We start from the raw sequence: 13786 nt of genomic DNA on the forward strand, positions 1-13786 counted from the left end.
ACGTCCAGAGTAGCTATCCGGCGACGCGTTCCTCGGCCGGGGGCGGCACTGCCGGCCGCCGGCGCGGCGGGAACACTTCGGACGGTTTGGGGACGGGCCGTTCGCCCGGCTCGGGCGGCTTCGCGCCGGGCCGGGACGGGGTGGCGGGCGGGGGCCGCTTCGCCCCTTTGCCCCGCTCGTCGGCGGCCCGGCCGCCCGGCAGGGCGAGCAGCCGGGTGCGCTGCGGCAGGACGGGCGCGAAGGGGGCGCCGGGGCCGGCGGTCCGCGCCGGGGCCATGGGGGCGGGCGCCCGGACGGGGGTACGGGCCTGGGCCTGGGCGACACGGCCGAGGCGGATCCGGACGGACCGCTCCGCGAGTACCAGGCAGCGGGCGAGCAGGGCGGCGGCCGTGGCGTTGCCGCGCAGGGCGCGCAGCGCGGCGAGGTCGTCGGCGTGCGGGTCGTGACCGGCGGCGAGGGCGTCCTGGAGGAGTTCCAGATAGCCGGTGAGGGAGCCGGGGAGGGCCTGGCGGTAGCGGGTCAGGTCGGCGAGGAGGAACGCGCGGTGACGGCCGGCCTCCCGCACGGCCTCGTCCACGGAATCGGCCAGGCGCAGACACTCCTGGACGTCCTCGTCCTGAAGGGGGGCAGGGTTGAGTGCGGTGGCGAGGGCGCGGCGGAGCACGCACAGCTCGTCCGCGCTGAACGCCATGCCGCCGCGGGGTCCGTAGGGCGTGGGCATGGGCCGACGATACGCGCTAATCGGACAAAAACCCTGCTTTTCGATCTTCCGGGCGAGTCCCGGCGGGAAAACCGCGCGCACGGGTGGATTGACGGCCGGAGGGACGACGAATGCCGCCGAAGGGGAGGGGTGGGGGGCCTGGGCGAGCGGGGGTTCGGGGCAGGGCGGGCGTGGAGCCGAGCAGCCGACGGGCGGCGGGCGGCGGGCGGCGGGCGGCGGGGCGGTCCGGCGGCCGTCGTGCCCGCCACCCTGCCCCGCCCCGCCCCGCCGCCGGCCCGCCCGCCCGCCGGGTCACGTCACGCGGTCAGAGCCGCGCCACGTTCCGCTCGTACACCAGGCGCAGCCCGATCAGGGTCAGCCACGGCTCGTGCTCGTCGATCTCGTTCGAGTCGGAGAGCACCATCGGCGCGAGGCCGCCCGTCGCGATCACGGTGACGTCCGACGGGTCCCCGTTCGGGCCCACCAGCTCGCGCTTCATCCGCGCGACGACACCGTCGACCTGACCGGCGTACCCGAAGACGATGCCGGACTGCATGGCCTCGACGGTGTTCTTGCCGATGACGCTGCGCGGCCGGGCCAGCTCGATCTTGCGGAGCATGGCGCCCTTGACGCCCAGCGCCTCGACCGAGATCTCGATGCCCGGCGCGATCGCGCCGCCCGCGTACTCGCCGCGCGGGGTGACGGCGTCGTACGTGGTCGCCGTACCGAAGTCGACGACGATCGCCGGGCCGCCGTACAGCTCGATGGCCGCGACCGCGTTGATGATGCGGTCGGCGCCGACCTCCTTGGGGTTGTCCGTGAGGACGGGGACGCCCGTCTTGACGCCCGGCTCCACCAGGACGGCGGGGACGTCGCCGTAGTAGCGACGGGTCACCTCGCGCAGCTCGTGCAGCACCGACGGGACCGTCGCGCAGATCGCGATGCCCGCGACGCCGTCGCTCAGCTCGGCGCCGAGCAGCGGGTGCATCCGCATCAGGCCCTGGAGCAGCACCGCCCACTCGTCGGCGGTGCGGCGCGGGTCCGTCGAGATGCGCCAGTGCTCCACGATCTCCTCGCCGTCGAAGAGGCCGAGGACCGTCTGCGTGTTGCCGACGTCCATGGTGAGCAGCATCAGGCGCGCACCTCGCGCAGGTCGAGACCGATGTCGAGGATCGGGGAGGAGTGGGTGAGACCGCCCACCGCGAGGTAGTCGACGCCGGTGGCGGCATAGGCCGCCGCGCTGTCCAGGGTGAGCCGGCCGGAGGACTCCAGGGTCGCGCGGCCCGCGACCAGGGCGACCGCCTCCTCCGTCTCGCCGACGGTGAAGTTGTCCAGCAGGATCAGGTCGGCGCCCGCGTCCAGGACCTCGCGGACCTGGTGCATCGTGTCGACCTCGACCTCGATCGGGATCTCCGGGAACGCCTCGCGCACGGCCGCGAATGCCTCGGCCACGCCGCCGGCCGCCACCACGTGGTTGTCCTTCACCAGTGCGGCGTCGGACAGCGACATGCGGTGGTTGACGCCGCCACCGCAGCGCACCGCGTACTTCTCCAGGGCGCGCAGGCCCGGGGTGGTCTTGCGGGTGTCGCGGACCTTGGCCTTCGTCCCTTCGAGGAGGTCCGCCCAGCGGCGGGTGGCGGTGGCGATGCCGGACAGCCGGCACAGGATGTTGAGGGCGCTGCGCTCGCCGGTCAGCAGGTCGCGGGTGCGGGCGGTGACGCTGAGCAGCTTCTCGCCGGCCTTGACGCGGGCGCCGTCCTCGACGTGCCGCTCGACCTCGAACGCGTCGGTGCAGACGATGGACAGGACCGCCTCGGCGACCCGCAGTCCGGCCACCACGCCGGCCTCGCGGGCGGTGAAGTCGGCGGTCGCGACCGCGTCCTCGGGGACGGTGGCCACGGTCGTCACGTCGACGCCGCCGTCGAGGTCCTCGGCGATGGCCAGGTGGGCGATGTCCTCGACCTGGACCGGGTCGAGCCCGGCGTCGGCGAGCAGCTCGGCGAGCGCCGGGTCGAGCCCGCACTCGAATTCGTCGCCCTCGCCGCAGGCGCAGCCGTCGCCGCAGCCGCCGGCCTCCGCGTCCTGCCCGGACGGGGCGCTGATCTGGATCAGGGGAACGTCCACGGGCTCGGGACGGCTCTCCTCGGGGGTGCTCGGCGTGGTCACTTACTGCTCCCTGGGTGCATCGGGGGTTACGGCGGGAAAGTCCGGGGTGGCGGTACGGGTGACCGTCAGGCGCCGGTCCGGCGTCAGGCGTACGACGAGGTGGCGGCGCCAGTCGCGGTCGTCGCGGTCGGGGTGGTCCTCGCGCCAGTGGCAGCCGCGGGTCTCCGCGCGGGTGCGGGCGGCGGCGACCAGGACGCGGGCGACACACAGCAGGTTGGTGGTCTCCCAGGAGTCCACGCCCGGTACGGCGGGCTTGTGCTCGCCGGCGCCGTCGGCCGGGCCGCGGCGCAGGTCGTCCAGGGCGGCGGCGGCTTCGGCGAGACTCTCGGCGGAGCGGAGCACGCCCGCGCCCCGGGTCATGATCCGCTGCATCTCGCGGCGGACCTCGGGGGCGAGGAGCGGGAGGACGGCGGTGCCGGTGGTGGGGACGGTCTCGGCCCAGGTCTCGGTGGAGCCGGGCGCGGTCCGGGTCTCGATCACGGTCCAGGGGCCGGTGGCCGCGGTGCCGTCGGCGCCGGTGGCGCCGGTGGACGTGCCGATCTCGGCCCAGGTCTCGGTGCCGGCCCAGATTGCGGCCTCGGGCTCGGTCCGGGTGCCGGCCTCGGGCGCGCCCGTTCCATGGATAGCGGCGCTCTCCGTGTGCGGGCCGTGCGCGATGAGGTCGGCGGCGATGCGCTCGGCGAAGACCAGACCTTCGAGGAGCGAGTTCGACGCGAGCCGGTTGGCGCCGTGCACCCCCGTACAGGCGACCTCCCCGCACGCGTAGAGCCCGGGAACGGTCGTACGGCCGCGCAGGTCGGTGCGGACGCCGCCGGACGCGTGGTGCGCGGCGGGGGCGACCGGGATCGGCTCGGTGACGGGGTCGATGCCGTGCGCCCGGCAGGCGGCCAGGATCGTCGGGAAACGGTTCTCCCACATCTCGGCGCCGAAGTGACGGGCGTCGAGGTACATGTGGTCGGCGCCCTTTTCCGCCATCCGGCGGGTGATCGCCTTGGCGACGATGTCGCGGGGCGCCAGTTCGGCCAGTTCGTGCTGACCGAGCATGAAGCGGACCCCGTCGGCGTCGACGAGGTGGGCGCCCTCGCCCCGTACCGCCTCGGAGACGAGCGGCTGCTGGCCCTCCGCGCCGACGCCGAGGAACAGCACCGTCGGGTGGAACTGGACGAACTCCAGGTCCGAGATCTCGGCGCCGGCCCGCAGCGCGAGCGCGACGCCGTCGCCGGTGGACACGGACGGGTTGGTCGTCGCGGAGAAGACCTGTCCCATGCCGCCGGTGGCGAGGACCACGGCGGGGGCGTGGACGGCGCCGACGCCGTCGTGCTGGCCCTCGCCCATCACATGGAGGGTGACGCCCGCCGTACGGCCGTCGGCGTCCTTGAGGAGATCGAGGACCAGGGCGTGTTCGATGGTGCGCACGCCACGCGCGCGTATGGCCTCGACGAGGGCGCGGGAGATCTCGGCGCCGGTCGCGTCGCCGCCCGCGTGCACGATCCGGCGGCGGTGGTGGCCGCCCTCCCGGGTCAGCGCGATCGTGCCGTCGGCGGCGACGTCGAAGGAGGCGCCGGTCCCGATGAGCCGGCGGACGGCGTCGGGGCCCTCGGTGACCATCGCGCGGACGGCCTCGGTGTCGCAGAGCCCGGCGCCGGCCACGAGGGTGTCGTCGAGGTGCTGCTCGGGGCTGTCGCCCTCGCCGAGGGCGGCGGCGACGCCGCCCTGGGCCCAGCGGGTGGAGCCGGCGTCGAGGAGGGCCTTGGTGACGACGACCGTACGCAGCCCGGCCGCGGTGCAGCGCAGGGCCGCGGTCAGACCGGCGACACCGGAGCCGACCACGACGACGTCGGCGTCGACGGTCCAGCCGGGGGCGGGGGCGTCCAGCCGTATTCCGGTCACTTCACCGCTCCAAGGGTGAGGGGGAGGTTGTCGATGAGCCGGGTGGCGCCCACCCGCGCGGCGATGGCGAGCACCGCGTCCCCGGTGTGGTCGTCGGCGACCTCGGTGAAGTCGGCCGGGTCGACGAACGCCAGGTAGTCGAGGGTGAGCGGCGGCTCGGCCTTCGCCGCCTCGTCGAGTACGGCGCGGGCGGCGGCCCGTACGGCCCCCGCCGCGTGGTGCTCGGCGGCCTGGGCGACCGCGTGCGCGTCGGCGGCGGCGCGGGCCTCGCCGAGCCGCGACAGCGCCTCGGCCCGGTCCCCGGACCGGCCCTGGGTACCGGGCAGGGCCGTCGCCCGGGCGCGCAGCGCCTCCTGGGCGGCGAGCCGGTCGGCGCCGGCGAACAGGGCACGGGACAGGGCGAGGGCGGTGCGGCGCTCGGGGGCGGACAGGTAGCGGTTGCGGCTGGACAGCGCGAGCCCGTCGGCCTCGCGGACGGTCGGCACGCCGACGATCTCCACCGGGAAGTTCAGGTCGCGGACCATGCGGCGGATCAGGGCCAGCTGCTGGGCGTCCTTCTGGCCGAAGAAGGCCAGGTCGGGACGGGTGAGGTGGAGGAGCTTGGCGACGACGGTGAGGACACCGTCGAAGTGGCCGGGCCGCGAGGCGCCTTCGAGGCGTTCGCCCATGGGGCCGGCGGTGATCCGTACCTGCGGCTCGCCGCCCGGGTAGACCTCGTCGACGGCGGGCGCGAAGACGGCGTCGGCACCGGCGGTCCTCGCGAGGGTGAGGTCGGCGTCGAGGGTGCGCGGGTAGCGGTCGAGGTCCTCGCCCGCGCCGAACTGGAGCGGGTTGACGAAGACGGTGACGACGACGGTGCCGGCCGGGCCGACGTGCTCGCGCGCGGCGCGGATCAGGGTGGCGTGGCCGTTGTGGAGGGCACCCATGGTCATGACGACGGCGCGGCGGCCGCCGCCGTGCGGCAGGGCGAGCAGGTCGACGGCCGTACGGACCAGGGCCGGGGTGGTGGCGGCCGGAGCCGAGGTGGTGGTCGGGGCCGGGGTGGCGGCGGCCGGGGCCGGGGTGGCGGCGGCCGGGGCCGGGGTGGCGGCCGGGGTGGCCGTCGGGGCCGGGGTGGCCGTCGGGGCCGGGGTGGCGGCCGGGGCCTGGTTCCGGTTCGAGGCCGGGTTCGGGGCCGGGTTCGGGGTGGTGGTCATCGGTGGTCGTCCCCCTCGGCGAGCACGCCCAGCAGATCTTCGGCCAGCTCGGGCTTGAGCAGGCCGTGCGCGAGCGCCCGGTCGGCGGTGGCGCGGGCCATCGCGAGATAGCCGGCGACGGTGCCGGGCGCGTGCTTGGTCAGTTCGGCGACATGGGCCGCGACGGTGCCCGCGTCGCCTCGGGCGACCGGCCCGGTGAGGGCGGCGTCGCCGGAGCGCAGGGCGTTGTCGAGGGCCGCGCCGAGCAGCGGGCCGAGCATCCGGTCCGGGGCGGAGACGCCGGCGGCGCGCAGCAGCTCCATGGCCTGGGCGACCAGGGTGACCAGGTGGTTGGCGCCGAGCGCGAGGGCCGCGTGGTAGAGCGGCCGGTTCTCCTCGGCGATCCACTCGGGCTCGCCGCCCATCTCGATGACCAGGGCCTCGGCGGCCAGCCGCAGCTCTTCGGGGGCGGTCACGCCGAAGGAGCAGCCGGCCAGTCGCTGGACGTCGACGGAGGTGCCGGTGAAGGTCATGGCGGGGTGCAGCGCGAGCGGCAGGGCGCCGGCCCGGCGGGCCGGATCGAGGACCTGGACCCCGTAGCGGCCCGAGGTGTGGGCGAGGAGCTGGCCGGGGCGCACGGAGCCGGTCTCGGCCAAACCCTCGACGAGGCCGGGCAGGGCGTCGTCGGGGACGGTGAGCAGGACCAGGTCGGCGAGGGCGAGCACGCGGGCGGGCTCGACGACGGGGACGTCGGGCAGGAGGGTCGCGGCGCGGCGCCGGGAGGCGTCGGAGACCGCCGAGACGGCGACCGGGCGATGCCCGGCGAGCTGGAGCGCGGCGGCGAGGGCGGGGCCCACGCGGCCGGCGCCGACGACTCCCACGGTGAGCCGGGCGGGGCGGTCCTCGGCGCGGTCCGCCTGGGGCTGCCGGGGCTGCGGGGGCTGGGGTTCTGGGGGTGCGTTCACGGTGTGGGGTCGGCCTTCTTCCGTTCCAGTCCGCGGGGGGTACCGGACGATTTCTCGTCATGCTACGCCAGCGTTCGGGGCCTCTCACGGGCTGTCCCCGGGCGGTCCGGGGGCGGTCCGGGTGGCTGTCCGCAGGAGGTCCGGGGGCGGTCCAGGTGGCTGTCCGGGTGGCTGTCCCCCGGGCGGTCCGGGGGCGGTCCTCGGGGGTGCGGGACGGCAGGGCGGCGGCGGGGAAACGGCCCGGAGGACGGCCGGGGAAACGACGGTCGCGCGCCGGATGTGCGTCTGGATTTCGCGGGTTGTCGTGGGTTGTCGGGCGGGTCGGTCGGGGTCGGCCGCCAGGGCGCTCGTCCACGGATCCATTCGTACGACCATCATCCCGAGGCTGTGGAAAACTCCGGGCACGAAAATCCCCGCATGACCCATCATCGGGCCATGGAATCGGATCGGCTCGCGGAAGAGCGACGAGAAGAGACAGTGGCGGACGCGTCGGCGGGAGCGGGCGCCGGGGGCGCGGCGGCGCCGGAGCAGACAGAACAGGTGGAACAGGTGGAGCGGCCGGACGTGCGCCGGGCGCGGGTGTGGGGCGGAGCGCCGCGCAAGCTGTGGACCGCCTCACTGGACCACACGGTCGCGGACGGACTGCGGGACCTGGCCGAGTGGGCCGGGACCACGCCGTACGGAGGACAGCTGCCCGACCTGTACGGGAACGGCGTGGTGGAGGCACTGGAGCGGCGGGTCGCCGAAGAGCTGGGATTCCCGGCCGCGGTCTTCTTCCCCACGGGCACCATGGCCCAGCAGGTGGCCCTGCGCTGCTGGGCCGGCCGGACCGGCAATCCGGTCGTCGCCCTCCATCCGCTCGGCCATCCGGAAGTGCATGAGGACGGTGCGTTCGGGGCCGTGAGCGGGCTGCGCACGGTCCATCCGACCGACGCGCGGCGGCTGCCGACCGCGGAGGAGATACGGGAGGTCCCGGAGCCGTTCGGGACGCTGATGCTGGAGCTGCCGCTGCGCGACGCCGGGTTCGTGCTGCCGTCCTGGGACGAGCTGGTCGACGCGGTGGAGGCGGCCCGGGAGCGGGACGCGGTGGTCCACTTCGACGGCGCCCGGCTGTGGGACTGCGCGACGCACTTCGGCCGGGGGCTGCCGGAGATCGCGGGCCTGGCGGACAGTGTGTACGTCTCGTTCTACAAGTCGCTCGGCGGTATCTCCGGCGCGGCGCTCGCCGGCCCCGAGGACCTGGTGGAGGAAGCCAGGCTGTGGCGCCACCGCTACGGCGGGATGCTCTTCCAGCAGTACCCGGCGGCCCTGTCCGCCCTGCGCGGCCTCGACACCGAGCTGCCCCGGCTGCCCTCGTACGTGGCGCGGGCCCGGATCGTGGCCGAGGCGCTGCGAGATGCCTTCGAGAAGGAGGGCGTGGGCTGGTTCCGGGTGCACCCGGAGATACCCGCGACCCACCAGTTCCAGGTGTGGCTGCCGTACGAGGCCGACACCCTGACGGCGGCGGGACTGGCCCTCACGGAGGACACCGGCACCTGCCTGTTCCGCCGCTGGTTCCCCGCGCCCGCGGGCGGCCCGCCGGGGGTGGCGATGACGGAGGTGACAGTGAGCGCGCCGGGCCTGGAGTGGACGGCCGAGGACGTGAAGGAGGCGGTACGGGAGTTCCTGGCGCGCGTGCGGGCGTGACGGACGGGTGTGTGTACGGGGTCCTGGCGGGTGTGCGGGCCTAGCGGGCGAGGGGGCGTACGGGTTCCTGCGCGGCGTACGGGGCCTGACGGGGGTGCACGGGTCCCTGGCGCGCGTGCGGGCGTGACGGGCGGGTGCGCGCACGGGTCCTGCGTGTACGGGGTCCCGGCGTGTGTGCGGGCGGGACGGACGTGGCGGGGGAGGTGGAGGGCGGGGGTGGGGCGGGGGCAGGGGGGCGGGGGGGGAGGCCCCCCACCCGTGTGCGGGCGTAGCGGGCACCGCACACGTACCGACCCGTGGCGGGCGCTACTCCGGTCCGGGCTTCGGTCCGGCCGCGGCCCGGCAGGTCAGGTCCGCGGCGGGGAGCCTGCCCGTGGTCAGGTAATCGGTCGCCGCCCGGTCCGCGCAGGTCTCGCCGTCCGTCGCGTAGAGGACGCCGTGCCCCTCGCCGCCCGCGACGGTGACCATCCGGGAGCCACGCAGGGCCCGGTGCATGGCCTGACCTGCGAAGAGAGGCGTCTGGGAGTCCCACTCGTTCTGTGTGATCAGCGCGCCGACCCCGTTGTCGATCGTGGTCTGCGGCTCGCTGCCCCGCTGCCAGAAGGCACACGGCGTGATGGCGGCCGCGAAGTCGCCGTACAGCGGATAGCGGGCCGTGTCGCGGACCGCCTCGCGCCGGTACCGCTCGGGGTCGTGCGACCAGGTGCGGGTGTCGGCGCACATGACGGACCAGGCGACGGACGCGTAGTTGTCGTCGCTGTCGTCGGACTCGTCGGACTCGCCGGCCTGGTCGGACTGGTCGGGGTCCTCGGCCGGTTCGGGCGGGCCGGACGGCGCCGGGGCGCCGTCCTCGGCCGCCTTCTTCAGCGCGGCGATCCGTTCGGCGGCCTCGCGGAGGTGGAAGAAGGTGCGGTTGTCGGCGCGGATGTCGTCACCGGTGAGGGGCTGCCCCTCGAACACGACGGGCGTGCGGTCCGCCCGCGCGATCAGGTTCCGGAAGGTCTCGCGGACTTCGGCCGGGGTGTCGCCCAGTCCGTACGTCGCGTGCCGCCCGGCGGTCCATTCGGTCCACCGGGTGAAGGCATGCTCGGCCGCCTTCGCCATGTCCTGGAACATCCCCCGGTAGATCCGCGTGGGGTCGGTCGCGCTGTCCAGCACGATCCGGTCGGCCCGCTGGGGGAACAGCTGCGTGTAGACGGCGCCGAGATAGGTGCCGTAGGAGATCCCCAGGTACGAGATCTTCCGCTCGCCCAGGACGGCCCGGATGACGTCCATGTCGCGGGCGCTGTTGCGCGTGGTGAGGTGCGGCAGGGTGGCACCGGCGGCGGCGCGGCACTTTTCGGCGACCGCGCGGACCCGTTCCACGTCCTTCGTGAAGGTCTCGGCCTTGTACGGCGGGCCGGCCTGCTCCTCGGCGGTGAGGCCGCAGTTGACGGGGGTGCTCCGCCCGGCGCCCCGCGGGTCGAAGCCGACGAGGTCGTACCGCCGCCGTACCTCCGCCGGAATCCTCAGGAGCGGGTCGATGGGCAGCAGCAGTCCCGGTGCGCCGGGGCCTCCCGGGTTGAGCAGCAGGACACCGCGTCGTTCCTCCGCGCTGTCCGCCTTGAGCCGGGAGATCGCGAGGCCGATCGTCCTGCCGCCGGGGTCGGCGTAGTCCAGCGGCACCTTGAGGGTCGCGCACCGGAGGGTGTCGGGGCCCTTCGGGTCGCAGCGTTTCCAGTGGAGTTTCTGCTGGGTGTACGGCCTCAGGGGGTCCTGGGCGTGGGAGGGGTCCGGCGCGTCGGGCCCGGCGAGGGCAGTGCCGACGGCCGGCGCCGCGAGGGCGGCAGCCGCGAGCCCGGCGGCGAGGAGGAGGACTCCGCGGAGGGAGCGGATCGGGCGGACAGGGCGGATGGATCCGTCGCGCATGGTGCTGCTCGTCCTTGTCGAGGAGGAGGGAGGGAGGGGAAAGACGGGGAGAAGAGGGGGAGGGCCGGTTCACCGGTGCGGTGCGGCGGGCCGGTCGTCGAGGTGGAGGCGGACGCACCGCGCGTACGCCCGAAGGCTGTCGGGCCGGTAGCACTCCTGCGTCTTGTTCGCGTACCAGCCGAGGAAGACGACGGCCAGACCGGACACCGCGATCGCGAGGGACGACGTCACCAGGGCGATGACGGCCATGGCCCGGCCGGCCCCGGTCCGCCGGGCGCTCGTCAGTGCCGCGATGCCCAGGATCAGACCGATCACGGCGAGGGGACCGCCGAGCAGGACGGCGGAGGTGAGCAGACCGCAGATGCCCAGCACCATGGCGGCGACGGCGAGGCCGTTCCCCGGTGCCGCCGGTCCCGGGGGTGCGGGTGTACGCCACGGTGCGGCAAGTTCGTGAGTCGTGGGGCCGGGAGCCATGGGGCCGGGAGTCGTCGGGCCCTGGGCCGTGACTCCCGGAGCCGTAGGTCCCGGGACCGTAGATCCGGGAGCCGTGGGGCCCGGGACCGTAAGTCCCGGGGAGGCGACCCGGGGCCGGGTGGGTGCCGTGGGGTTCGGCGGTGTCGTCGCGATGTCCTGAGCGTTCATCAGCCCGTCCTTGCGGTGCTCCGTCCCGCCGGCCGGTCGGCGGTGGCGGTGAGGCCCCGATTGTTGGATTCCGGGGGCCCGGAGGACATCACGGCAAGGCGGGAGAGTTCCCTCCCCCGATCGGGGGAGGGACCCGGTGAGCCGCCCGGCCATACTGGCCCGGCTATGTTCAGGGGAATCCGGCCGCTGCTGCGCGGCTCCACGTACACGGGTGCGCTCTTCGCCTATTGCGGCGCGCTGGCGAGCCTTCCCCTGCTGCCGTTCGCGGCACTGCCCGCGTTGCTGTGGCCGTCCGCTCCCCTGGGCGTGCGGCTCGCTCTGACCGTGCTGGTCTGGTCCGTGCTGATCGGTGTGCTCGGGCTCGCCCACACGACACGGCGGGTGCTGATCACCTGCGCGCGGCGGATGCTGCGGGTGCCCCTGCCCGACCCCGTGCGCCCCCTCCGGCACACGGCCTCTCCCGCACTGTCGGGCGCCGATCGCCGACGGACCCCGGTCTGGCTGCTGGCGCAGGTGGCGCTGGGGTGGGCGGGGGTGCAGCCGGGCGTTCTGCTGTTCCTGGCGGCCCTCCTCCTGCCCGGTGGCTGGGCGGGTGCCGAGGCCGGGGTGAGTGTGCGCGGCCGGTCGCTGCGGCTGGACGGGGGCGGCCCGTGGAGCTGGGTGGCGGCGCTCGTCTGCCTCCTGCTGGCGATGGGCCTGTGCCTGGCGGTGACACTCACCCTGCGCCGGCTGGCCCCTCGGCTGCTCGGTCCCTCCTCGGCCGAGCGGCTCGCGCTGGCCGCCGAGCGGGAGCGGGAGCTGGCGGAACGCAATCGGCTGGCCCACGAACTGCACGACTCGATCGGACACACGCTGACGGCCGCCACGATCCAGGCGGCGGTGGCGGGCCAGGTCCTCGACGCCGACCCGGCGGCTGCGCGGGCCGCCCTGCGCGGCATCGAGGAGTCGGCCCGGGCCGCTCTCGAAGACCTGGACTACGTGCTGGGGATGCTGCGCGAACGGCAGGACGGGACGGCACCGGCGTCGGCCCCGGCGCGGACCCTGGCCGATCTGCCCGAGCTGCTGGAACGGTTGCGGCAGGCGGGCACGGTGGTGGAGCCGGAGCTGTCGGGCGAGGTCGCGCGGGTACGGGGGACGCTCTCCCGGGCGGCGTACCGGATTCTGCAGGAGGGGCTGACGAACGCGCTGCGGCACGGAGCGGGTGGCCCGATCCGGGTCGCGGTGGCGGCGGCACCGGATGTGCTGGAGCTGACCGTGGTCAACCGGCGCGGGACCGGGACGAAGCCGGGTGGCCGGGGCTTCCCGACGTCCGGACACGGTCTGCCGGGGCTCGCCGAGCGCGTTCGGCTGCTGCACGGCGAGATCGACGCCGGTCCGGACGGGCCGGAGGACTGGCGGCTCACGGTCCGGCTGCCGGTACGGTCGCCCGTATGACCGGATCGCACCCGAGCGCGACGGCGGACGCGTACCCCGGCGCCGACGCGGCGGCCGGCGTGACCGGCACCGCCCTCGGCACCTCCGCCGCCCCCACTCCTGCTCCCGTCGCTCCCCCTACGGCTCCTGCCGCTCCCGTCACCGCCGTCCCTCCCGTCACTCTGCTGATCGCGGACGACGACGAGGTGACCCGCAGCGGTCTGCGCACGCTACTCGGTCTGCAGCCGGGGATCACGGTGGTCGGGGAGGCCGGCGACGGCCTTTCGGCGGTCGAGCAGGCGCGGCGGCTGCGGCCGGACGTGGTCCTGATGGACGTACGGATGCCCCGCCTCAACGGCATCGAGGCCACCCGGCGGCTCCTCGCCGGACCGGACGGGACGGACGGGACTGACGGGTCGGACGGACCGGCCCGGCCTCCGAAGGTCGTGGTGATCACCACCTTCGAGAACGACGGCCATGTCACCGCCGCACTCGGCGCGGGGGCCAGCGGCTTCGTCCTCAAGCGGCTCCCGGTGCCCAAGATCGCGGAAGCGGTGCGGGTGGTCGCAGCGGGCGAGGCGATCCTCTTCCCCGCGGCCCTGCGCCGGATGGTCACCGCCCGCCCCCTGGGCTCGGCCGAGGCGCTGCCGCGGGCCGCGCTGACGGGCCGGGAGGAGGAGGTGCTGCGGCTGATGTCCACCGGTCTGTCCAACCCGGAGATCGCGCGGTCGTGCGGGGTGAGCCTGGAGACGGTGAAGACGCACGTCGGAAACGTCCTGACCAAACTCGGCGCGCAGAACCGGACCCACGCGGTGGTCATCGCGTACGAGAGCGGTCTGGTCGTGCCCGGGGGCGCGGGCTGACACGGGCTGACACGACATCGGCCGGCACGACAGGCCGGGCCCGGCCCAGCCCCGGCCTGACCTGGCCCAGCCTGGCCCTGCCCTGCCACGACCCGCCCTGACCCGGCCTAGCTTGGCCCGAGCCGACCCCACCGAGGCCCCCGCACCTCGTCCCGACCCGAACCCGAACCCACACCCGGCCCCGGTGCGGTGTCCGTCCCCGGTGCGGTGTCCGTCCCCTCCCGACGGCGCCGGGTCCACCTCACGACCGCGCGCAGGGCGGCGAGATCGTGGGTGCCGGGAGCCGGCGGCGGGGTCTCGCCGAGCCGTGCGGACCGGTAGCTGTCGAAGAGGTACTGGTGGAGTGCGTTCATGGCCCCACCGTGCGCCCGCCGGCCC

At 75.2% G+C, this 13786-nt stretch carries 11 protein-coding genes; 3 read left to right on the forward strand and 8 right to left on the reverse strand.

Translation table 11 applies throughout. From position 1 onward, the window contains the following. Positions 1-13 precede the first annotated feature (13 nt). The 6 genes from ABZ990_RS21430 to ABZ990_RS21455 form a co-directional block, all read right to left on the reverse strand. The gene (locus ABZ990_RS21430; RefSeq protein ID WP_361233811.1) at positions 14-691 is read right to left on the reverse strand and encodes a hypothetical protein; all 678 of its coding nucleotides are present in this window, start codon (positions 689-691) and stop codon (positions 14-16) included. 334 nt (positions 692-1025) lie between these two features. Beyond that, complete coding sequence (locus tag ABZ990_RS21435; RefSeq protein WP_361233704.1) at positions 1026-1832, reverse strand: type III pantothenate kinase; 807 nt, start codon at positions 1830-1832, stop codon at positions 1026-1028. After that, the gene (nadC, locus tag ABZ990_RS21440; protein ID WP_361233706.1) at positions 1832-2866 is read right to left on the reverse strand and encodes a carboxylating nicotinate-nucleotide diphosphorylase; all 1035 of its coding nucleotides are present in this window, start codon (positions 2864-2866) and stop codon (positions 1832-1834) included. The genes ABZ990_RS21435 and nadC overlap by 1 nt, the downstream gene beginning before the upstream one ends. Beyond that, on the reverse strand, positions 2867-4756 hold the full coding sequence (locus tag ABZ990_RS21445; RefSeq protein ID WP_361233709.1) for an L-aspartate oxidase: 1890 nt from the start codon (positions 4754-4756) through the stop codon (positions 2867-2869). It lies immediately after the preceding gene. Next, the gene (gene panC, locus ABZ990_RS21450) at positions 4753-5751 is read right to left on the reverse strand and encodes a pantoate--beta-alanine ligase (protein WP_361233814.1); all 999 of its coding nucleotides are present in this window, start codon (positions 5749-5751) and stop codon (positions 4753-4755) included. The genes ABZ990_RS21445 and panC overlap by 4 nt, the downstream gene beginning before the upstream one ends. Positions 5752-5948: 197 nt before the next feature. Then, the gene (locus ABZ990_RS21455; protein WP_361233817.1) at positions 5949-6812 is read right to left on the reverse strand and encodes a DUF2520 domain-containing protein; all 864 of its coding nucleotides are present in this window, start codon (positions 6810-6812) and stop codon (positions 5949-5951) included. A 501-nt stretch (positions 6813-7313) separates the two neighbouring features. Between ABZ990_RS21455 and ABZ990_RS21460 the strand changes: the two genes are divergently transcribed. Further along, on the forward strand, positions 7314-8582 hold the full coding sequence (locus ABZ990_RS21460) for a beta-eliminating lyase-related protein (RefSeq protein WP_361233712.1): 1269 nt from the start codon (positions 7314-7316) through the stop codon (positions 8580-8582). A gap of 306 nt (positions 8583-8888) precedes the next feature. Here ABZ990_RS21460 and ABZ990_RS21465 read toward each other — a convergent pair whose 3' ends face one another. Together ABZ990_RS21465 and ABZ990_RS21470 are read right to left on the reverse strand one after the other, a co-directional pair. Then, positions 8889-10490, reverse strand: a complete 1602-nt coding sequence (locus ABZ990_RS21465) for an alpha/beta hydrolase (RefSeq protein WP_361233715.1) — start codon at positions 10488-10490, stop codon at positions 8889-8891. Positions 10491-10559: 69 nt separating this feature from the next. Then, complete coding sequence (locus tag ABZ990_RS21470) at positions 10560-10865, reverse strand: DUF4190 domain-containing protein (RefSeq protein ID WP_361233718.1); 306 nt, start codon at positions 10863-10865, stop codon at positions 10560-10562. 432 nt (positions 10866-11297) lie between these two features. On the opposite strand from ABZ990_RS21470, the gene ABZ990_RS21475 reads away from it, so the two are divergent. Then, positions 11298-12566, forward strand: a complete 1269-nt coding sequence (locus ABZ990_RS21475) for a histidine kinase (protein ID WP_361233720.1) — start codon at positions 11298-11300, stop codon at positions 12564-12566. Beyond that, positions 12563-13408 (forward strand): response regulator transcription factor, encoded by an 846-nt coding sequence (locus tag ABZ990_RS21480; protein WP_361233723.1) that lies wholly within the window; start codon positions 12563-12565, stop codon positions 13406-13408. The genes ABZ990_RS21475 and ABZ990_RS21480 overlap by 4 nt, the downstream gene beginning before the upstream one ends. The last annotated feature ends 378 nt before the right edge of the window (positions 13409-13786 follow it).

Origin of the sequence: Streptomyces sp. NPDC046203, from assembly GCF_040646255.1 — a bacterium.
Taxonomy (GTDB): Bacteria; Actinomycetota; Actinomycetes; order Streptomycetales; family Streptomycetaceae; genus Streptomyces.

Bases quoted from the DNA above. Each gene is read 5' to 3' on its own strand.
- ABZ990_RS21430 (WP_361233811.1), bottom strand. From the start codon at position 691: ATGGCGTTCAGCGCGGACGAGCTGTGCGTGCTCCGCCGCGCCCTCGCC.
- ABZ990_RS21435 (WP_361233704.1), bottom strand. From the start codon at position 1,832: ATGCTGCTCACCATGGACGTCGGCAACACGCAGACGGTCCTCGGCCTC.
- ABZ990_RS21460 (WP_361233712.1), top strand. From the start codon at position 7,314: ATGACCCATCATCGGGCCATGGAATCGGATCGGCTCGCGGAAGAGCGA.
- ABZ990_RS21465 (WP_361233715.1), bottom strand. From the start codon at position 10,490: ATGCGCGACGGATCCATCCGCCCTGTCCGCCCGATCCGCTCCCTCCGC.
- ABZ990_RS21470 (WP_361233718.1), bottom strand. From the start codon at position 10,865: ATGGTGCTGGGCATCTGCGGTCTGCTCACCTCCGCCGTCCTGCTCGGC.
- ABZ990_RS21475 (WP_361233720.1), top strand. From the start codon at position 11,298: ATGTTCAGGGGAATCCGGCCGCTGCTGCGCGGCTCCACGTACACGGGT.
- ABZ990_RS21480 (WP_361233723.1), top strand. From the start codon at position 12,563: ATGACCGGATCGCACCCGAGCGCGACGGCGGACGCGTACCCCGGCGCC.